Consider the following 21,893-nt stretch of genomic DNA (forward strand, 5'->3'; position numbering starts at 1 on the left):
ACCTGCAACCTTCTAACCTTAAAACCTTCCAACCAAATCATGCAGCAACTGCAAGACGCTACCGATTTCCTGATACAACAAACCAATAGTTTTGTGCCGGCCTACGGAATTATCCTGGGAACCGGTTTAGGCGCTTTGGTGAACGAAATTGATATCCAATATAGCATCCCTTACGACGAGATTCCGCATTTTCCGGTTTCTACCGTGGAGAGTCATTCGGGTAAATTAATCTTCGGTCAGATTGCCGACCGTCCGGTAGTGGTAATGCAGGGGCGCTTTCATTACTACGAAGGGTACAGCATGGAACAAGTAGTATTTCCGGTGCGGGTGATGAAAATGCTGGGCGTGCAAAAGTTATTTGTGTCTAATGCGGCAGGCGGCTTAAATCCGGAATTTAATACCAGCGATTTAATGGTTATTACGGACCACATAAATTTACAACCTACTAACCCGTTAATTGGGCCCAACAAGGATATACTTGGTCCGCGATTTCCGGATATGAGCGAGGTGTACGATGCCGAAATAATTGCTCAGGCTCAGCAGATTGCTGCTTCTACTCAGCTTACCCTTCGCACCGGCGTTTATGTAAGTGTGCCCGGACCAATGCTGGAAACAAAAGCCGAATACCGTTACTTAACCTTAATCGGAGCTGATGCCGTGGGCATGTCTACGGTGCCCGAAGTCATTGCCGCCCGCCACATGAATTTGCGGTGCTTTGCGGTATCGGTAATTACGGACATGTGCGTGCCGGGTAAAATTAAAAAAGTAATAATTGCGGATATTCTGGCCGCTGCCGCTAGAGCCGAACCCAACCTTACCCTATTAATAAAAGAATTAATAAAATTACAAGGGCCGCCTCTGGTAAAAGAATGGTAATAGATTTTAATATAAAAAGAAAGGCAGCTACGTAATCTGTCTTTCTTTTTTATGGCTCTCTTAAAATAGGGCATACCCGCAGGCTAACTAAAATAATTCATAGAATATTCTTACTTAAAGGCACTATTCTAAGTGGTTTTTCCTTCTGTAATTAATAAAACACAAATTCCACTCTGGCTGTAATAATAAAAAACAAGCGCCTGTTTTTTGTTTGATTTTAAAGGAAAGTATAGGGTTAGCTAAAATTTTAAAAAAATTTAAAAACTGACTTGTAGAAAAATGGTTTTTGTAATTTAAGATAAATTTAGTAGCCGTTTTTGCAAATTTTTTATCTTTTTGCTGGAAAATATTCTGCTAAATACCCATTTTGTTCAAAGTAGATTATTTTAAAATTTTTGTTTCCGTATTTTTATCATTAGTTTAAGGTTCCAATAAAATTATTATACTGTTCGCATCACTGCACCCAGGATATAAAATCAAATCTATAATACCGAAAGTAGCCTTATTTTGTAACTGTAAGGAAACCAAGCATTAATGGATGTTTTCACTAGATAGAGATTAGTTACTGCAAGATATATTAATTAGATAAGTTCATGTCTGATCAAGAAAAAACCGGTTTGTACGATCCCGAGTTCGAGCATGACTCGTGCGGTATCGGATTTGTTGCGCATTTAAAAGGCAGAAAGTCGCATGATATAGTAGAAGAAGCGTTGCACATGTTGGCCCGCATGGAGCACCGCGGCGCCTGTGGTTGCGAAAAAAATACGGGCGATGGCGCCGGGATTCTCCTGCAAATTCCGCACGAATTTTTTGTGGATGAATGCGTAAAGTTAGGTATTAAGCTGCCGGCCTTTGGGCAATACGGGGTAGGTTTAGTGTTTTTCCCGCAAGATAAACGCTTGCGCGAAGAGTGCCGCTCTATTATTAACCGGAACATCGAAAAACTAGGTATGCAGTTGTTAGGCTACCGCCAGGTGCCTACGAATAACAGCGAAATTGGTCCGAGTGCGTTAGCGGTAGAGCCGCAAATGGAGCACGTTTTTGTAAAGCGTCCTGACCATGTTACCACTAACGATGATTTTGAACGCAAATTATTTATTTTGCGCAACTATACCACGCGGCTCGTGCGTGAATCGGTACAGATGCCGGATGTAAATAATGCTTTCCACATTGCGTGTTTATCTTACAAAACCATTGCTTACAAAGGCCAGTTTACTACTTCTCAAGTACGTTCGTATTTCCCGGATTTACACCATAAAAACGTGTGTACGGCTTTGGCGGTAGTGCATTCGCGTTTTTCCACCAATACTTTCCCTGCTTTCCGTTTAGCGCAGCCTTTCCGGTATATCGCCCATAATGGGGAAATTAACACGGTTAAAGGTAATATTAACTGGATGGGCGCCCAGGAAGCGGTACTTTCATCGAAGTACTTTACCCGCGAAGAACTGGATATGGTATTGCCGCTGTGCGATCCAACCCAATCCGACTCGGCTAACCTGGACAACGTAGTAGAACTGCTGGTACTAGCGGGCCGTTCCTTACCCCACGTCATGATGATGTTGATTCCGGAAGCCTGGGATGGCAACGAAGACATGGACGAAAATAAACGGGCCTTCTACGAATATCACGCCGCTTTAATGGAGCCTTGGGATGGTCCGGCTTCTATCTCTTTTACCGATGGTAAGATTGTAGGAGCTACCTTAGACCGGAACGGTTTGCGTCCATCGCGCTACTTAGTTACTGACGACGATAAAATTATAATGGCTTCGGAAGCAGGGGTACTGGAAGTAGATCCAGCGCGAATTGTGAAAAAAGGCCGTTTACAACCGGGTAAAATGTTCGTGGCGGATTTAGAGCAAGGCCGTATCATCTCGGACGAAGAACTGAAACAGGATATTTGTACCCGCCAACCTTATAAAGAATGGCTGAAGAATAAAATGAAGATCAAGGACTTGCCGGAACCGCTGGGTGCTTTTCACCAACCGGGGCAGCAAGCCTTATTAAAACGCCAGCAAGCCTTTGGGTATACTTCCGAAGATTTGCAAACCATTATTGCCGAGATGGCCGAAACGGGCAAGGAACCGCTTGGTTCTATGGGTACCGATACGCCTTTAGCTATTTTATCCGACCAAAGCCAGCATATTTCGAGCTATTTTAAACAACTTTTTGCCCAGGTAACGAACCCCCCCATCGATCCGATTCGGGAGCGCATGGTTATGTCGTTGGTATCGTACGTAGGAGGGGGGTTAAACTTACTCGAAGAAAGCCCTTTGCATTGCCGCCAGGTAGAATTACATACCCCGGTTTTAACCAACAACGAACTCGAAAAATTACGGTTCCTGGATCAATCTTATTTCCAGACCAAAACCATATATACTTATTTTAAAGCCGATGGCCAAGCCGATTCGCTGGAACGTGCTTTAAAAAGAATTTGCCAGTACGCGGCCGATGCCGTAGAAGATGGTTTCTCCATCATTCTGCTTTCGGACCGCAGCATTGATAGCAGTCACGCGCCAATTCCCACTTTATTGGCTACTTCGGCCGTGCACCACCACTTAATGCGGAAAGGTTTACGCGGCCGAGTAGGTATTGTGGTGGAAGCCGGCGATGCTTGGGAAGTTCATCATTTTGCGACCTTAATAAGCTACGGCGCTTCGGCTGTAAACCCTTATTTGGCTTTTGAAACTATTGTGCAAATGCGGTCTAACGGTTTAATAAAAGCCGATTTAACGCAGGAGAGAATGTTCTATAACTACATCAAAGCAATCAGCGATGGGTTATTGAAAGTATTCTCCAAAATGGGTATTTCTACCCTGCAATCATACCAAGGCGCCCAGATTTTCGAAGCTTTGGGCATCAGCCAGGAAGTAATCGATAAATATTTCCCGCGTACCGTATCGCGGATTGGGGGCTTAACTCTGGAAGGTATTGCCAAAGAAGCTTTGGTGAAACACCGCCTAGGTTACCCCGAGAAGTTCATCCCGAATCCGAAGCTGGAGGTTGGCGGTCTTTACCAATGGAAGCGCCGCGGCGAATTCCATTTGTTTAATCCCCAGACGATCCACTTACTGCAGCACGCTACGAAAGCCAACGATTATCAGATTTTTAAAAAATACTCTAATCTGATAAACGAGCAAAGTACAAAAGCCGCTACGCTGCGGAGTTTAGTAAAATTTAAAAATACCGGCAAATCTATTCCGATTGAGGAAGTAGAGCCAATCGAAAATATATTCAAACGATTTGCTACCGGCGCCATGTCCTTCGGCTCTATTTCGCATGAGGCCCATACGACTCTGGCCATTGCCATGAACCGGATTGGTGGTAAAAGCAATTGCGGCGAAGGTGGCGAAGACGAGATCCGGTTTGAGCGTAAAGCTAACGGCGATTGGGAACGTTCGGCTATTAAGCAAGTGGCGTCGGGTCGTTTTGGGGTAACCAGCTATTATTTAGCTAACGCCGAAGAATTACAGATTAAAATGGCGCAGGGCGCCAAACCGGGCGAAGGTGGTCAGTTACCTGGTCATAAAGTAGACGATTGGATTGGCCGGGTGCGGCATTCAACGCCGGGGGTAGGTTTAATTTCGCCACCGCCGCACCACGATATTTATTCCATTGAAGATTTGGCCCAGCTGATTTTCGATTTAAAAAATTCCAATCCCAAAGCCCGTATTAACGTGAAGTTGGTATCGGAAGCGGGGGTAGGCACGGTAGCCGCCGGAGTAGCGAAAGCTTTCTCGGATGTTGTTTTAATTTCGGGTTTTGATGGTGGTACCGGGGCCTCGCCGATTTCTTCGATTAAACACGCGGGTTTGCCTTGGGAATTAGGGGTGGCCGAAGCGCACCAGACCTTAGTCCGTAACAAACTGCGTAGCCGCATTGTGCTGCAAGCCGATGGCCAGATGAAAACCGGCCGGGACTTAGCGATTGCGGCTTTATTAGGCGCCGAAGAATGGGGCGTTGCTACTGCCGCCTTAATTACCGAAGGTTGTATTATGATGCGCAAATGCCATTTAAATACCTGCCCGGTGGGAGTGGCTACGCAGAATAAAGAACTACGCGCCTTATTTACCGGCAAGCCGGAGCACGTGGTAAATTTGTTCCATTTCTTAGCCCAGGAATTACGCGAAATTATGGCGGAATTAGGTTTCCGGACGGTAAACGAAATGGTAGGCCAGGTAGACATGCTGGAAATGCGCGATAATATTACCAATTGGAAACACAAATCCATTGACTTAAGCCGCGTGTTGTACAAAGAAAACGTAGGTCCGGGAGTAGGTATTTACAAGCAGGAAGAGCAGGAACACATGTTAGATGTGGTGCTGGATGTAGACTTGATTGAAGCAGCTAAAACCGCTTTAGAATATGCTGATCCTGTAACCGGTGATTTTAGAATTACCAACACCGACCGCGCTACCGGCACCATGTTGTCGCACGAAATTTCAAAAAAATACAAAGGGGTAGGTTTACCAGCCGGTACCATTCATTTTAAATTTATTGGTTCGGCTGGTCAGAGCTTTGGGGCTTTTGGTGCGCCGGGTATTAAGTTTGAATTAGAAGGGGAGGCGAATGATTACTTCGGTAAAGGTTTATCCGGCGCGCATTTAATTCTATACCCACCTAAAACTGTCCGCTTTAACGCCAACGAAAATATCATTGTGGGCAATGTGGCCTTCTACGGCGCTACCGCGGGCGAAGCGTACATTCGCGGCCAAGCCGGTGAACGATTCTGCGTACGTAATTCCGGTGCGAAAGCAGTAGTGGAGGGCGTAGGCGACCATGGTTGTGAGTACATGACAGGAGGGGTAGCCGTAATTTTAGGAGATACCGGCCGCAACTTTGCCGCGGGTATGAGTGGTGGTATTGCTTACGTGTTCGACCCGAACCAACAATTTGCCGGTCGGTGCAACATGGAAATGGTGGAATTTGATACCATGGAAGAAGAAGATTTGCAGGAACTACACCGTTTAATCCACAACCACCACCAATTTACCGGCAGCGATGTTGCCGCCGCTTTATTGGGCGACTGGGAAAATACTGTTAAACAATTTATTAAAGTTATGCCGAGCGACTACAAAGTAGTACTGCAGAACCGCAAACTGGTACACGAAGTAGAAGTAGGCAATATGGAGGTAGCAATCAATGGGTAAGCCAACCGGATTTATGGAATACGGCAGAGAACTGCCGAAAAAAAGAGACCCCAAATTACGGGTTAACGATTATAACGAACTGTACGAACCATTCGGGGAGGATAAAGTGCAAACCCAGGCCGCTCGTTGTATGGATTGCGGCGTGCCGTTTTGCCACAGTGGTTGTCCGCTCGGCAATATTATCCCGGATTTCAACGATGCCGTGTACGAGCAAAACTGGGAATTAGCCGCTGAAATATTATTTTCGACGAATAACTTTCCGGAGTTTACTGGTCGTATATGCCCGGCTCCTTGCGAGGCGGCTTGCGTACTAGGTATCAACAAGCCACCGGTAACGATTGAAGAAATTGAAAAAAGCATTGCCGAAGTAGCTTTTGAAAAAGGTTATGTGCGTGCTAAAGAGCCCGCCGTACGCACAGGTAAAAAAGTAGCCGTAATTGGTTCCGGCCCGGCTGGCTTAGCCGCAGCAGCGCAGTTAAATAAAGTAGGCCACTCCGTAACTGTTTTCGAACGGGCTGATAAAGTAGGTGGTTTGTTGCGTTACGGTATTCCGGATTTTAAACTCGAGAAATGGGTAGTAGACCGTCGTTTACGCGTAATGGAAGACGAAGGTGTGGTGTTTAAAACCAATGCTAACGTAGGCGATAACATTAAAGTAGCCGATGTAATGCGTTCGTTTGATGCGGTGCTGTTAACAGGAGGATCTACCGTACCCCGGGATTTAAACATACCGGGCCGCAATTTAAAAGGCGTGTATTTCGCTATGGATTTTCTGACCCAGCAAAATGGCCGTATCAGCGGTAAAGCATTTGCCCCGCAAGAAGAGATCTGGGCTACTGATAAAAACGTGGTGGTTATTGGTGGGGGTGATACGGGTTCTGACTGCGTAGGAACTTCAAACCGGCACCGGGCCAAATCCATCACCCAGATTGAAGTATTAGCCAAACCGCCGCAGGAAAGAGATGCTTCTACGCCTTGGCCTAACTGGCCCATGCAGCTGCGCACCTCTACCTCCCACGAAGAAGGTTGTGATCGGAATTGGGCTGTAACTACCAAAGAATTTATGGGAGATGGAAATGGTAACCTGACAAGCGTTAAGATTGCGCAAATGGATTGGGTAACTGCCGCTCCCGGCGAAAAACCAAAGTTTCAGGAAGTGCCCGGCTCAGAACGCGTTATTCCTTGTGAATTGGCCTTACTAGCGATTGGTTTTGTGCATCCCCAGCATAATGGCATGATTCAGGAATTAGGAGTAGAACTAGACGAACGGGGTAACGTAAAATCAGGCGATAACTTTCAAACTACCGTTCCAAAGGTGTTTGCCGCCGGGGATATGCGCCGGGGCCAATCATTAGTGGTTTGGGCCATTTCCGAAGGCCGGGAAGCCGCCCGTAACATTGATATTTACTTAACCGGTACCACCAAGTTAGAAGCCCGCGATATCTCGATGCTGAACACCGCTATGTTTGCTTAAAAACAACTAAAATTTTAAAAATATAAAAGGCTTCTGATAAATACAGAAGCTTTTTTATTTTTAACCAAGTGGAAGTGTTTTTTAATAGTTATTAAAGTACGACCGATAACCATCTGCCTTATTTCCATATTTCGTTTAAGAAATTGCTGGCTAAAACGCCTACTATAACGTGAACCTGATTCCGGTTTACACTCTTATCATCCGCAAAATAGGTGGGTTCAGATTTTTTAACTTCCGATATGGCCTCATTAAGCATTACATAATGCCCGGTTTTACCCGGAAATTCTTAGTATTTAGAACCAACGAGGAGTTGATGATAATGCCTCGCGTTGGTTTGAACGGGTGCCATACTATCACTTTGCATAACAACAAGGTATACCGGTTGATTTACCGCCTGAAATTGTTTTTTCGTCGTAAATCCTGCTCCTAGCGCTGGAGCAATCGCAAAATAAGCTTTTATCCGGTTGTCCTTTAAGGAGGGAAGGTGTTTTTTTGCTGTTAAAAGTGCATTGTCATCCAAATGGTTGGCTAACCCGGGAAGTTCCGGTATTTCTAATTCTTTGTGCCCGGTGGTTTTATAAAAAGTAACTAACGTTTTATAATCCAAAATAGCACCTGCCAGAGCTATAACGGTGTAACCGCCGTAAGAATAACCAGCAGCTCCGATTTTTTGCGGATCAATTATTTTACCAAATTCGGGATCCCGGATCAAGCCGCTTAAAGCAAAACTGATATCTAAGGGCCGCTCCCACGGTTTTAAAAATTCTAAGGGTATTTTGTTATCGTAGGTATTGCCCCAATGATCTACGGCCGCTACGATAAAGCCATTCTGAACTAAAGCTTGGGCAAACCACTCGAGCGTTAGCCGGCCACCCCCCGTGCCATGAGAAAGCAAAATCAATGGCTTTTTACCGGCAACTAATTTGCCATTCCGCACCGTATACCGCCGTGTAAAAGGGGAAAAGTGTTTGTCGGTTTGCCGCAAGGTATCCGGTGTAGGGTACCAAACTTCGGTTATCACCGGGCGATTTCGGGATGGATCGTGGAAAGTAAAGGTTCGTTCTCCAATAGGAACTTCCGGATTTGTAGAAGCAAAAGTAGCGGAAGGAACTAAAAACAAGAATAAAATTATAAGTGCTGGCTGCATAGATGTAGGTTTTGACTACCTAAAACAAGGCATTGTCAGCTTTAAGAAAAATGACAAATGTCAAGAAATTATTTTTTGGCTTTTAACCGGCTCAGAGTTTCCGGAGAAATGCCCAGGTAATCCGCCACAATTTTGGCCGGTAACCGCTTAATCATATCCGGATGGCTCCGGAGTAGGTCCTGGTAACGGGCTTGGGCATCCAGGGTAATAAAACTTTCAATTCGTTGGATAGAGGCAATGTAATCGCGTTCGATGCCGATCCGGTTCATGGTTTCCCAGCCGGGTACTGCTTGGAACAGCATCTGCCGGTCGGGGAAATTAAGGGCCAGTAATTCCGAAGGTTCCAGGCTTTCCACAGTAGCCACGGAGGGCTGCTGTAAGATAAAACTGGGAAAAGCAGTACCCATGCGTCCTTCAAATACTAAAAAGCGTGTCGATTCGCTGCCATCTGTCCCGGTTAAAAAAACGCGTAAACAACCTTTCACCACAAAGTACACGTGTTTGGCAATGGCTCCTTTAGGCACCAGAATTTCGTGCCGCTTGGTAGACTTGGGTTGGAAACAACGGTTAATTAATTCCTGATGAGCAGCAGAAAGATTGATTTTGCCTTCCAAGAATTTGCATAAAGCAGGATGCATGCAGTAATATAGTACTTAGGTGGTGCAAACTAAGAAGACTAAATGGTTTAATTTAAAAGTTGTTTTTGGCAGGGCTTAGTTTACCAAGTACCAGTATAATTTTTAAAAATAGGGCAAAGTTTACTTCTTAGGAGGTACCACTAATTTCCGGCGATCGTAAACCAAATTCGTAAAAACGCCCAATCCGCCCTGTACCGTAGATTTAACCCGGCCCGGTTGCGCAAAAGGGTTGCCGTTAGCATCCTTGGCTTCCTCCACTGATTCCTGAAAATCAAAAAACGCCTGGTCTAAATGCTGTAAAGTTACAATCACGGAATCGCCGGTTTCAAAATCGTAGCCGGTGCCAAATACAAATGGTTCGCCGTTATTTAACTCATCCGAAGCCGTATAGCTGATCTCGGTTTCTCCTTCCAAACTGTCGCGGTGAATAGAATAACGATAAAAGTTAGCCGTATTGGCATCATCTTTAAACTTGGTAACAATTAAGGCTTGATTACGATCATTAAAATTAAACTCAACGGTGTCGATGGGTACGGGGGGTAAAATAGTAGTGGTGCCCGTTAATTTTCTTCCTTTCGGATCGGTGATGGACAGCGCAAAAACATCGCCGGGTTGCCCTTGCACGAGGTAGTCGGAGGTGTGGGTGTAGTATTTACCGGTGTTCCTATCCAGCGCTGGCTGATAAGTTAAATTTTCGGTAAGGCCGTGGTGCGAAATGGTAACGGTGGCGTCCTCGATCAGATTAAGCGAAGGGGCCTCCAGGTAGCCGGTGCTTTCCAGAAGCGTTAAACGAGCGGGTTTTCCTTGTTCCAGGTAACATTCCACTACCATTTGCTTTTCGTAGGTGGGCAAATCAATGTCAATTTCTTTTTCCAGGTTACAACTGGTTCCGGCAAAGGTAGCTAGCCCTAATAGTAAAAAGTATATTCGAACGCGAAGACGCATAAAATTTTAAAATTTAAAGTTATAGGTAACGGAAGGAATTACTGGAAACAAAGAAACTTGTTTGGCTTTGAATGACAACGGCAAGTCAGTCTGCTTGTCTTTCTCTTCGTCGAAATACACAAAATACGGATTGCGCCGGTTATAGGCGTTGTACACGCTAAAGGTTAAATCAGATTCCCCGCGGCGTGGTCGCAGTTTGTAAACCGCACCCACATCCAGGCGGTGATAGGGCGCTTGCCGGAAGGCGTTGCGGTTCAGGTAAACCGGCACAATCGAGATGTCGTCGCCCGGCTGGCCCTGTAACCCAAACCGGCCTACAGGCAGAGAATAAGCAACCCCGGTACCATATACCCAGGTGCCGGTTAGGTGCCAGCGCTTGTTTAACTGGTGCAGTACCACCGCGGTAATATCGTGGCGGCGATCGGCCCGGGTGGGGAAACGTTTGCCGTTGTTAATTTCGGCGAATTTACGGTTAGACCACGACAAGGTGTAGCCCAGCCAGCCCGTAGTGCGGCCTTCTTTTTTTTCTAAGTAAAATTCGCTTCCGTAGCTATCGCCGCGGCCAAATAAAAATTCTTCGTCTAAATTATCGTTCACAAAAAGCTGCGCCCCATCCCGGAAATCAACCTGGTTTTTCATCCATTTATAATACACTTCGTGAGTAAACAAATACTCGCCCCCGTTAAATAAATGACTCAATCCCAGGGCTACCTGCGTAGAACGTTGTGGTTTTACCACTGGGTTAGAGGGGTACCAGATATCGGTGGGTAAGCTTGCTCCGGAATTACTTACCAAATGAATGTACTGGCGCATGCTGGTAAAGCTGGTTTTAAGTGCCGTGTTCTCCGAGAGGCTGTACCGCACCGCCGCTCGCGGTTCCAAGGCATGAAAATACGTGCTGCCGTTTAAAAATCCGGAATACCGCAAGCCGTACTGCAACGACCAAACGGGCGAAGGTTGATAATCGTCGGCGAGATAAACGCCTATTTCGCTGCCCCGGTACCGGGAACCCGCGCCAAAATTAAAGCTGTTGTCTTCGGCTCCCGCCTGAAACCGGCCTACCAGAAATTTATGATAGGTGTAATGGGTCCCGAATTTTACTTTATGGGCATTATTGGGTAAATAATCAAAATCAAGCTTGGCTGCGTAATCCTGAATATCGGAGCGGAGGTTAAAGCTAAAAATATCGAGTTTATTGGTGATGGTATATTTGTAACTGGATGTAGAAAAGCTGGTGTTGGCGTATAGTTTAGGATGGAAGGCGTGGTTCCAGCGAATGGTAGCCGCTTTGTTGCCCCAGCCAAAATCAAATTTAAAACCGCTGTTCCTAAAACCGAATACATCGTTGCCTAAATAACCGCTCATAAACAATTTGTCTTTAGGCGAAAGATCAAAAGTGGCTTTGGCGTTCAGGTCGTAGAAATAATAATCCGGGATGGGATTGTATTCCGGATCGTCTTCGTTAGCCCGGTTGGCCAAACGGGTAAACACGTCGGCGTAAGTGCGCCGACCCGAAACAATAAACGAAGATTTGCCTTTTTTAATAGGTCCTTCCAGGGTTAATCGCGATGCAATCAAACCGATACCACCAGTCGCGCCAAATTTTTCTTTGTTGCCTTCCCGCAGCTTTACATCCACCACCGACGATAAGCGGCCCCCAAACTGCGCCGGAAACCCGCCTTTGTACAAATCAACGCTGCGTACGGCATCGGAATTAAAAACACTGAAAAACCCAAACAAATGCGAGGCATTATACACGGTAGCCTCGTCGAGCAAAAATAAGTTCTGGTCGGGGCCGCCACCCCGCACGTACAAGCCCGAAGTTCCTTCGCCGCCCGATTGCACGCCCGGTTTTAACTGTAACGTTTTTAAAATATCTACTTCTCCGAACAAGGCCGGGAGTAGTTTGGCTTCGCGGGCGGTTAATTGTTCTACGCTCATTTGCGCACCCGAAAATTTTTGCTGCAAACCACTACCTTCGATTACCACTTCTTTTAGCTGGTTACCAGCCGTGGGCAAGGTTATATTTAGTTTTACGTTGCGTGCCACCGTAATCTGGCGCGAGATGGTTTCGTAGCCGATATAAGAAAATTGCACGGTGTAGGTACCGGGGGCTACCCGAAAAGAATAAAAGCCAGCGGCGTTGGTAGTGGCTCCGGTATTGCTACCGGCAATATAAGCGGAAGCACCAATTAAACTTTCCCCGTTATCATCGGCCCGGATGGAGCCGCTTATCGTGTATTGCCGCTGGGCCGAGGCGCGTAATGCACTTGTGCCAAACAGGAGTAATGTACAAATAAAATAAAAGGTAAAGCGCATGAGAGGGTTTTCAGAGAATATATAAAACTGGTAGGTAGTTGAGAGATGCTTTCATTATAACGCGTTCAAGGGCTAGTTGTTTGCGCCGTTAACTCAATTAATAATAAAATATATAAGTGGGTTGATTATAATTCTTGTAAAAGACTGGCAGCTCTATGGCCTTAAACTATCGGACGCTGTTAATTTAAAAAAAAGCCTTAGAAGTGCTTTCTTTTAGTTTTTTTGCCTGATTGGAGCTTAAGTTTACTTTGCCCGGAGGAGATGTTAGCCGGATTAAATTAATTGCCATACAACCAAGTTTCCCGAATTATTTTTTGTAGCGGTGTAGCGGCTGGATCAATGGCTAATACATATTTCTTTTCTTCCCTGGTTTTTACCAGGCGGGTTGTTAATTTTTTAAATTTTATCTTTCCTTGTTTGTTAGGCCGGCCCACCAAAATTTTTACTTTGTCGTTGGGCTGATGGGAATAAACTTCTGTTTTTAGAATAGCTGATGCTGTTTCGCGGGTAAATGTTTTTTTGTTGATAGCCAATAGTTGATCGCCAGAACGTAAGGCTGCTTTTTGCGAAGAGGCGCCAACCGCATCTATTTTTTCCACTACAAACTTCTGCGTTTCCGGATCGTAATTTAACCGAAATGGACCTAAAGAAACTCTTTCTTCAACAGATTCGGGCTGGTAGGTGATACCTACTATTTTAAAAAGATCGGTATACGGCAATGGTTTGTTCCCTTCTACAAATTGCCGGAAAAACTCCCGAATTTCTGGGTAAGTAAGGCCGGCAATTTTATCAAATAGCTCTTCGTCGTTAAAAGCTTTTTGCTTGCCGTAAGCCGCGGCAAGACTATTCATGAGGTTGCGTACGCCGTATTTGCCATTTGATAATTCGCGTAATTTTAAATCTAAAGCTAATCCAATTAAGGCTCCTTTTTGATAAACGTTGCCGTACTCCTGAGAATAAGCTTCGAGTACGCCTTGACTCATGGTAGTAAAAGGCAGCGTATCATTATACCGATTGGCGCCAATAATGTAAGCGCGGAGTTTGTTTAGATAATTGTCTAGTGCAATGATTTTTTGATTTACCTGCACGTGGGTAGCGGCGTACTCCGTTACTCCTTCGTAAAGCCACAAATGCCGCGACATTTGCGGATTGTTAAAGTCAAAATCATGTATTTGCTCGGCATGAATGCTTAAAGGCGTAACAATATGAAAAAACTCGTGGGCCGCAATGCTGACAATTTGTTGGGCAATCCGCTCCGGAGCCATTTCGGGCATGTAATAAACCGATGAATAAGAATGTTCTAAAGCGCCGTAAGCGCCGGTTTTGTTAGGTTTATCCGATAAATAAATGAGAAAAGCGTAGCGGTCTACGGGTAATGTGCCGCCTAAATAATTTTTTTGAGCTTCGAGCGTGGACCGGATAGTAGCTCCCACGTAATGGGCGGTTACCATTTTACTGGGCGAATAAATTGAAACTAATACCTCAGCTCCCCCAATTTTTAAAACCGTAGTATCGGGTACGTTGTACATCATCGGCGAATCTACTAATTGCATGTAATCCGGTACCACGTAAGTGTCGGCAGTGGCGGAGGTTTTAGTAGCTTTTAAAGCCGTTGATCCGTAAAAATTTTTTGGTTTTAAAACGGTTACCTCGTAGGGTAACCGTTTTAGGTCGTCGAAATAACCCATAAAGCCGTGCGTGTTAATTAAAAAGTTCTGGTTGGCTTCGATATTGGTACCGGCTGGTTCAAATATTTGGTGTCCGGCCACCTGATCCTGAAAAGTATCGTCGATCAGATAAGTTATTTTAGTTAGTTGCGGCGCGTTTTTTATTTTCCATCGATTATCATCGATTTTCTCTGTTTCTAGTAAACGGTTTTGCTGGTCGTAGGCGGCAAAATCGGATACATAGCGGCCAAAATTATCGACGGAGTAGGTGCCCGGCACCATTTTAGGAATATTATAAATAGTTTCGGCGGCAAGAATGGTTGGAGTTTGTAAGGTAACCTGAATTTTATCGTCCTGTACTTGAATCAGGTTCAAAGTAAACCGATAAGAATTAGGCGCTGCTCCCAGTGTGTGGATAGATAAAGCAACGAGAACGGCTAAAACATAAATTTTATTCATGTATCAAGTAATAAGTGAAACAAATACTAAGTTTATTTTTTCACAGGCGGTACGTAACCGCAGAACGGCAAGCAGGTCGTTTGTTTTGCGTACAACAGGTCGGCAACATCTGCCAGGCAGATGCAGTAGGAAGAAAAAGCAATATAAAATGGCTTTTCTAAACTCAAATATACGCTTTTGCCCGGATTATATTTTTTTAAGCCTTTAATTATCTATCCTGGGTGTACCTTTTAAACGCGATCGCTTTTTTAAAAAAAGCTTTATTTTAAAAAAAAGGCCGTTGTTTCGTTTGATTTTCATTTGTTAATTAACCTTCTATGAATAAAGTAATTTTAATCTTTTTTTTGCATTTACTATTTACATTTTCGGTGCAGGCGCAAAAATACCGGTCGGCCGTTGGGGTGCGCATAGGGCGAAATGACTTTGGCTTTACCGGCCAACAAAAAATTTTAAAAAAAACCACATTAGAGGCCATTGGTGCCGTAAGTGGCCGGGAGGTAAGTGCTACCGGTTTAATAGAGCAGCATTTCCCGATTCTGGGCCCGGGGTTTAATATTTATCTTGGCGCCGGCGCCCACATTGGCCACCTGAAAGATAATGGTACGTATTACGGGGGCGATTTGATTGCCGGAGCAGAGTTAAAATTGCCCATTGTTCCTTTGGTATTATCGCTGGATTTAAAACCAACTTTCCATATAAACCACGAAGAATGGGGTGGTGTAGGGAGCGGCTTTTCAATCAGGTACATTTTAGTAAAAGAGAAAAAAGAAAAGAAAAAGCTCTTCGGCATTTTTAACCGGAAAGATGATAACCGAAATAGCCGAAAAAACAAAAAAATAGATTCGGGGGGCTGGTTTAGACGTAAAAAGAAAGAAGAAGAAAAACCCAAAAGCTGGTTTAAAAGAATATTTGATAAAAACGAATAGTTAAATCAGAAGCTTACTCCGGATTCATCCTGAAATTTATAAAATAGTTTATTTTTAACGAAAGAGCTTTTCTATTTAGTAAAACATTTAAGCTTGTAATGCGGTAAAGAGGTACTCTGACCAACTAAATTTTTAAAATATGGCTACCACCACTTCGTTCGATGAGTTATTAAATACCCCGCAAAAGAAACTTGCTTTTTTTCAGAATCTGATTCTGGTTGCGGTTGCCGATAAATATTTAGATAAGCAGGAAAGCGATTTTTTAGTAGATATTGGGCGAAAGTTACATTTGACCGAAGAAGATACCCGGCCTATTGCCGACAATTTGCCGCTACTCAGTTTTATAATTCCGGAAGAAGGTTTGCAAAAAACCATGGAACTACAAACCTTGGTAATGATGGTAGTGCAAGATGGTCATGTGGCCGAAGCGGAATATAATCTATGTTTAGATTATGCGCGCCGCATTGGTTATAGTAAAGAAATGCTCGATGATTTTTTAAAAGAATTAGGGCACTAAGTTTTTAACTAATTATAAGGGCAAGACAAGCTGGTAATTAGGTTTTAGTGCAGGCTTTGTTTAAAGAATAACATTGCCTTTATTTTTAATCAGTATAACTTCAATAATTTTAGTAGCCACACTTTCGTCTAAATCTAAAGCGCTGGCTACGTAATCCGTTATTTCTTTTTCTTTATCCGCTAAAATCCCATCGGCTAATAAGAGTTCTACAATCAGAGCAAAAAGAGTTGGCTTATTTTCTAGGGATACCTTATCTACGCTACGGTCGATTAGTTCTTTGCTACCCAGTTGCAACTGGCGGGTCATGGCTGTTTTATACAGTTCTACCTTATCATAGTCGTGGAATAAGGTTTTGTAAACAATCATTTGAGAAAGTTTTTCGGTTTCTGCATCTGATATTTCCTCGTCGGCGGCCATGCAACTGAACATAATGGCAATCCAGGCTTCGGCTTCCGATTGCGGCGCGTAAATAACAGGCGGGTGAGTTGGTTTTAAAACAGTATCAAAAAGTCCCATAATTGTTTATAACAATAGCCTAAGTAACTAAAAATTTTATAAAACTGAAAAATGCTTCAATAGAATTTTCTTTTTAACAATAAAAGACCAGGGTTGTTTAACCGGGATGGTTGCTCTAAACTAAAATTAGTAGTATGAGTAGAAAACAAAAGCTTATTATGTGCTTTGATTATGCCTACTGGAAAGGGTAAAATTTAAAAAAACAATGAGCCTTTTGAGTTAGCCTGCACTCACCGAGTAAATAATCCGGTTTACTTGATAATAGTAAAGGTTAATCTAAATATATAAATGTTTAATTAAATTTAGCCTGATTTTAGTTGTACTTGTCGTTCACATGTAAACTCTACGCAAATGAAGGACTACTCTGTTTTAAAAGAAGAAGAATACGAAGCGGTGTCCCGCGGGCTAAATATTTTAGCGAATGCATTCATGAATCGGCAGCAAGCACCAGAACCATATGACCCGAAAGAGTTGAACCAGATTTCGCAGGAAGTGCTTCAATTCTTAAAACACTTATTATAGAAAAAGCCCCAATTAAGGGGCTTTTTCGTTTCTGTTCCTACAAAAGAGCGCGGTAGCTTTTACAAGCTATTTATAAAATAGTGTTTATTAGATTTAAACTTACCGGTAATCCAGAGCAGAAAAATAGCCTCAAACACCAGCGTAAAAGGAATAATGGAAATATTTTTAAAAAACAGCAGTATGGTCCATTCGGAACTAGATTCAGCCAAAATCTGATGACTTTTTAACGTAAGATAGAGACATGTTTGGTATGCCAATAAATCAATCAGAAAATTAACACCTGCCGCAATTAGTAAAAATCCAAAAAGGTTTATTATCAACGACAGCCGCTCTTTTTTTAAATTTTGCTTGGCCAAAGCCCAGTTTAGCTTGCGGGTATTTTTATGGATAAATAGCCGCTTCAGCCGTAATAAGCCATCTTTTACATTGGCAAAACCTAAAACGTACAGAAATAAAATGACTCGGGCTAATTCAATAATTATTTCTAATAAAATGAACTGAAAAGAACTAATTTCCCCAAAGCTACCTAGCTGAATAACGCGGCCAATCCCAGAAAGAAGACCAAGGCCCGCAATTACCAAAAAATGCTGCCGGATAAAATGTACAGATCCGAGTAGCCAGGTTAACTTATTTGCCGCAGGTGGTGGCGCGTTCATAGACTGTAATAATTATATGCCGCTTTAAACCCATTGAGCTATTACGAGTATTACTAAATTTTAAAAATTAATATTTCAGATTAAAACTTTATCGCGGGTAAAAGTAAGGCCGTGCAAAACACGGCCTTACGATAAACACCAACCAACTAATAAAGTATACTAAAAAAACTTTTTATAAATACTGCCCCATTAGGCAATTATTATTTTTAATAGGAGTTAACCGCTTTATTTACCTGTTCCGGTGTTTGGGAAGGAATAACCGATTCTCTTTTATTTTTAAGCTCCCGATTTAAGTAATCATTAGTTACTAGACCAGGCCAGGTTTTATCTAAATTTGGTAATAACCTGGTTTGAATTTCATTATCTGACCCTATTTTAAAATCATTTGTATTTAGCAAAAGCATAAACACTAGTAACATAAAGCGTGTTTTGAGATTTTGCCTATTCATTTTTATTCATCCCGGTAAAAAACTAACCTTACTAATCTCAAAACTTCCTGATAATTCTATTTACACTAGCGGCGCTGGCTAGCTACATAAAATTAACAGGCGGTTGCCTCACAAGCGTGCACAAACTGCAATCCAAACGGCGTAATCTGGGCATAAACCGTAGAGTCTATGCCTTTTATCTTTACAAAATTCTTTTTTAACAAATATTTTGTTAAATCGCCTATCAGATTCCAGTCTTGATCTTGTAATGCCGGGATGGTAGTTAAATCAAAGTATTCATTTTTAGAAACTTTTAAATGAGCCAGAACTTTTAGAGTTAAAGCCATTATTTCGGCCGAAGTACCTAGCTGTTGACCAGTAGAAATACCTTCGGAAGTAAAAAGGCAGTAACTCTGATTCGTATTCTTGGTATTAAAAGTACTCTGTTTACCCAACTCCAAACATGCTTGCTCCTTACTGGATGGCAGGCCGAGTGACTTCACAAACTGCGAGATATCCCACATGTTTGTGTGGTTCTCTTTATGCTTGTTGTAAAGCCAAACTAACGATTCTTCCATTATTTCCAGCGTTGCCATATTGCAGCTTCAGGTATTGTTTGTTTTTGACGTTATAAACTTACCAGCATCCTTGATCTAAAAAAAGGAAAACAAGTACTAAAAAGTAACATGGTTTTTAAAAGAATATTCAATTAAAAAACAGCTATCTATACGTTTAAACGAGCTTTTCAGGCTAATAAAAATTCGTAAAAGCGTCATTTTGTAACAAATAAATAGATTGGTGCGGCTGTTTTAATTTACAAAAATGCGGGGCTACACGAGACTACGTTAATTTTAGGGCAAAAAAAATCCCTCTTTCAGGAGGGTTTCTTATTTCCCCGGCGATTACACAAGCCCAGAAGGCTTGTGCAAATCGGTGGGGTTCTTAACAAAAACAAACAAATTTTATGTTTACAATGGCTCTTTTTTAAAAAACCAGAGAATCAAATCAAATAAATTACTCCGATCGGAGCGCCTTTACCGGATTCAGCCAGGCCGCTTTTGCCGCCTGAAAACTGACGGTAAGCATAGCAATGAGCAGTGCGGCTACGCCAGCCAGCACAAAAATCCACCACTGAATAGGCAACCGGTAAGCAAAATCCTGCAACCAGTAATGCATACCGTACCAAGCAACCGGGCAAGCCAGCACCATGGATATAAACACCAACAAGGCGAAATCCCTTGAAAGCAAAATAACAATATCGGTTACCGAGCTACCCAGTACTTTGCGGATACCAATTTCTTTGGTGCGCTGTTCGGCGGTAAAAGAGGTTAAACCAAATAAACCCAAACAAGCAATTAAAATGGTGAGGCCGGCAAAATAGCCAAATACAGTCAACATCTTTTCTTCAGAACGGTATTGCCGGGCAAAGTTTTCATCTAAAAAGTAATACTCCATCGGGTGTTTCGGATCAAAATTCTTCCAAATCGTTTCAATTTTTTTTATGGTTCTGGGTAGATTATCTGGTTTTACCCGAACCAGCAAGTAAGCCGGTGTGGCGGGTATTAGAGCAATTACCAAAGGTTCGATTTTATGGTGTAGCGACGTGTAATGAAAATTTTTAACCACGCCAATCACATAACTGGAATCGTTATCGCCCATTACCAGCAGTTTACCCAAGGGCTTTTTCCAGCCAAGCTCCCGAGCGGCTGCTTCGTTTATGATGTAGGAATTTTTATGGTCATTCGTATGGTTCCGGGAGAAATTACGGCCCTGCGTCAGTTTAATACCCATCAGATCCAGGAAATCATAGTCTACAAACATGGCGGCCATGGTTTTCTCGATAATCAGGTCATTCTGTTTGGTTTGTACTAAAGCCCTAGAGGCGCGTTCGCCCGGAATCTGGACGCTCGTTGAGACTTTCTCCACATCTGGCTGCTGCAATAACTCGGCTTTTACGGCGGGTAAATGGTTGGTTAAAATAGTGTCGCCGAGAGGTACTTCAATCACCAGCAATTGCTCTTTCCGGAATCCCAGCTCTGAATTTTTTAAAAATTGCATCTGCCGGTAAACAATTACGGTACCACTGATTAATATAAGCGAAATAGTAAACTGTACTACCACTAAACCTTTCCGGAAAAAGGCATTACTGTTGCGCGGATTTTTATCGGACTTTAATACTTCTACCGGTTTAAAGTTTGATAAATAAAAGGCCGGATAACTACCGGCAATTAAGCCCACAAATAGCACGATTGCCGCCAGGGTGGCAATAAAAGAAAACTGCACAAAGGCCCCGTGCGTAAAATTTTTGCCGGTTAGGCTATTAAAAAAAGGTAGCATAATTTCTACTGAGGCCACGGCCAGCAAAATAGCCACTAAGGTGAGAATTACCGATTCGCCCACAAATTGCCAGATGATCTGCGACCGATGCGCGCCGACCACTTTGCGCAATCCTACCTCCCGGGATCGTTTCGTAGAACGGGCCGTTGCTAGGTTCATGTAATTAATACAGGCAATTAACAAAATAAACACGGCTACCAGCCCAAAAATATACACGTACGATTTGTTGCCCGCTGGCGAAATATCGTAGGTCCGGTCCGGATTTAAATGAATGGTTGTTATAGGTTGTAACATAAAGCGCAGGCGGGCGCTTACTTTGTACTTCTCCGACCAGGGGGCAACTTCCTGGTTGTAAAGCTGATCCAGTTTCTGCTGAAACGATTTTTCTTGATTCGGGCCATCCAATAAAACATAGGTAAACCAATTCATGCCAAACCAGCTATAATTAGCCGAGTCAACGGTATTGTACTTTAAGGTACGTTCTGCCAAAAACATGTTCGCCTTAATGTGCGTGTGCCCCACATCTTTAAAAACGCCGGTTACCACGTGTGCGTTTTTGCTAAACTGTAATACCTGGCCCAAAGCCTCGTTTACGGAACCAAAGTATTTTTCGGCTAACCGGTCGGATATAACCACGGTGCGGGGATTCTGCAAGGCGGTTTGGGGATTACCTTTTAAAAATTCGTAAGAAAAAATGTCAAAGAACGTACTATCGGCGAAAAACAAGTCTTCTTCGTTAAAGGCCTTGTCCTCGAGCCATACGGTTTGTTTCCCAATGGGTAAAAGCCGGGCTACTTTTTGTATTTCGGGGTAATCTTTTTGCAGAGCCGCCGCCAGCGGGGCCGGCGAGCGGGCAAATTTATCTTGCTGGCCCTGCAGGTTAATATCGGTTACTACCCGGTAAATTTGGTCGTATTTATCAAAATGTTGCTCGTAGGTAAGCTCATCTTTTACATAAAAAAAGATTAAAATACATGCCGAAATGCCCGTTGCTAATCCCGCAATATTAATAGCCGAGTACGCTTTGTTGCGTAATAAATTACGCCAGGCTATCTTTAAGTAGTTCTTTAACATAGGCCGATTTTTTATTCTCTGAAGTAATTACTTCTCCGATAATCTACCGGGTTTGGTCCTAGTTAGATTTGGGCGCGGAGCAGGGCAATTTAAATACAGAACTTAATTTTTCTCGCAACAAGCGGCATTATATTTATCTACACTTCGATAGCTACATCTAAATTAATTGCAGTTTAAACAAGCGAATGCCAATTAAAATGCCACTTTTTAATTGTTGTTGATTATGAGCATTTTATAAAAGCAAC

Annotated in this window: 16 protein-coding genes; 6 read left to right on the forward strand and 10 right to left on the reverse strand. The window is 43.2% G+C overall.

What is annotated here, in order from left to right; all coding sequences use genetic code 11:
- Nucleotides 1-39: 39 nt before the first annotated feature.
- The 3 genes from AHMF7616_RS03355 (at nt 40) to AHMF7616_RS03365 (ending at nt 7,497) form a co-directional block, all read left to right on the forward strand.
- Entirely contained in the window at nt 40-876 is an 837-nt protein-coding gene (locus tag AHMF7616_RS03355) for a purine-nucleoside phosphorylase (RefSeq protein ID WP_115371595.1), read from the forward strand.
- A gap of 593 nt (nt 877-1,469) precedes the next feature.
- Nucleotides 1,470-6,023: a glutamate synthase large subunit gene (gene gltB, locus AHMF7616_RS03360; RefSeq protein WP_115371596.1), complete on the forward strand. Its 4,554-nt coding sequence runs from the start codon at nt 1,470-1,472 to the stop codon at nt 6,021-6,023.
- Nucleotides 6,016-7,497 (forward strand): glutamate synthase subunit beta, encoded by a 1,482-nt coding sequence (locus AHMF7616_RS03365; RefSeq protein WP_115371597.1) that lies wholly within the window; start codon nt 6,016-6,018, stop codon nt 7,495-7,497. Before gltB ends, AHMF7616_RS03365 begins: the two co-directional genes overlap by 8 nt.
- A gap of 286 nt (nt 7,498-7,783) precedes the next feature.
- Here AHMF7616_RS03365 and AHMF7616_RS03370 read toward each other — a convergent pair whose 3' ends face one another.
- The 5 genes from AHMF7616_RS03370 to AHMF7616_RS03390 all read right to left on the reverse strand — a co-directional run bounded on the left by AHMF7616_RS03370 (nt 7,784) and on the right by AHMF7616_RS03390 (nt 14,672).
- Complete coding sequence (locus AHMF7616_RS03370) at nt 7,784-8,644, reverse strand: alpha/beta hydrolase family protein (protein WP_115371598.1); 861 nt, start codon at nt 8,642-8,644, stop codon at nt 7,784-7,786.
- Nucleotides 8,645-8,712: 68 nt separating this feature from the next.
- On the reverse strand, nt 8,713-9,282 hold the full coding sequence (locus AHMF7616_RS03375; RefSeq protein WP_115371599.1) for a Crp/Fnr family transcriptional regulator: 570 nt from the start codon (nt 9,280-9,282) through the stop codon (nt 8,713-8,715).
- 120 nt (nt 9,283-9,402) lie between these two features.
- Nucleotides 9,403-10,227, reverse strand: coding sequence for a DUF4249 domain-containing protein (locus AHMF7616_RS03380; protein ID WP_115371600.1), 825 nt, complete (start codon nt 10,225-10,227; stop codon nt 9,403-9,405).
- Between the two features lie 6 nt (nt 10,228-10,233).
- Nucleotides 10,234-12,546: a TonB-dependent receptor gene (locus AHMF7616_RS03385; protein WP_115371601.1), complete on the reverse strand. Its 2,313-nt coding sequence runs from the start codon at nt 12,544-12,546 to the stop codon at nt 10,234-10,236.
- Nucleotides 12,547-12,824: 278 nt separating this feature from the next.
- The gene (locus AHMF7616_RS03390; RefSeq protein ID WP_158546088.1) at nt 12,825-14,672 is read right to left on the reverse strand and encodes a M61 family metallopeptidase; all 1,848 of its coding nucleotides are present in this window, start codon (nt 14,670-14,672) and stop codon (nt 12,825-12,827) included.
- Between the two features lie 317 nt (nt 14,673-14,989).
- Here AHMF7616_RS03390 and AHMF7616_RS03395 point away from each other — a divergent pair, with 317 nt between their 5' ends.
- Entirely contained in the window at nt 14,990-15,598 is a 609-nt protein-coding gene (locus AHMF7616_RS03395) for a hypothetical protein (RefSeq protein WP_115371602.1), read from the forward strand.
- 139 nt (nt 15,599-15,737) lie between these two features.
- Complete coding sequence (locus AHMF7616_RS03400; protein ID WP_115371603.1) at nt 15,738-16,115, forward strand: hypothetical protein; 378 nt, start codon at nt 15,738-15,740, stop codon at nt 16,113-16,115.
- A 60-nt stretch (nt 16,116-16,175) separates the two neighbouring features.
- Here the strand turns inward: AHMF7616_RS03400 and AHMF7616_RS03405 are convergent, their stop codons facing one another.
- Nucleotides 16,176-16,631, reverse strand: coding sequence for a tellurite resistance TerB family protein (locus AHMF7616_RS03405; RefSeq protein WP_115371604.1), 456 nt, complete (start codon nt 16,629-16,631; stop codon nt 16,176-16,178).
- 351 nt (nt 16,632-16,982) lie between these two features.
- On the opposite strand from AHMF7616_RS03405, the gene AHMF7616_RS26305 reads away from it, so the two are divergent.
- On the forward strand, nt 16,983-17,153 hold the full coding sequence (locus AHMF7616_RS26305; protein WP_158546089.1) for a hypothetical protein: 171 nt from the start codon (nt 16,983-16,985) through the stop codon (nt 17,151-17,153).
- A 59-nt stretch (nt 17,154-17,212) separates the two neighbouring features.
- Here AHMF7616_RS26305 and AHMF7616_RS03410 read toward each other — a convergent pair whose 3' ends face one another.
- The 4 genes from AHMF7616_RS03410 to AHMF7616_RS03425 all read right to left on the reverse strand — a co-directional run bounded on the left by AHMF7616_RS03410 (nt 17,213) and on the right by AHMF7616_RS03425 (nt 21,648).
- Nucleotides 17,213-17,809, reverse strand: a complete 597-nt coding sequence (locus tag AHMF7616_RS03410; protein ID WP_115371605.1) for a hypothetical protein — start codon at nt 17,807-17,809, stop codon at nt 17,213-17,215.
- Nucleotides 17,810-18,015: 206 nt separating this feature from the next.
- Nucleotides 18,016-18,258, reverse strand: a complete 243-nt coding sequence (locus tag AHMF7616_RS03415) for a hypothetical protein (RefSeq protein WP_115371606.1) — start codon at nt 18,256-18,258, stop codon at nt 18,016-18,018.
- A 92-nt stretch (nt 18,259-18,350) separates the two neighbouring features.
- Entirely contained in the window at nt 18,351-18,833 is a 483-nt protein-coding gene (locus AHMF7616_RS03420) for a hypothetical protein (RefSeq protein ID WP_115371607.1), read from the reverse strand.
- 418 nt (nt 18,834-19,251) lie between these two features.
- Nucleotides 19,252-21,648, reverse strand: coding sequence for an ABC transporter permease (locus AHMF7616_RS03425; RefSeq protein WP_115371608.1), 2,397 nt, complete (start codon nt 21,646-21,648; stop codon nt 19,252-19,254).
- Between the last annotated feature and the right edge of the window lie 245 nt (nt 21,649-21,893).

Source organism: Adhaeribacter pallidiroseus, assembly GCF_003340495.1.
In the GTDB taxonomy this organism is placed as follows: Bacteria; Bacteroidota; Bacteroidia; order Cytophagales; family Hymenobacteraceae; genus Adhaeribacter; species Adhaeribacter pallidiroseus.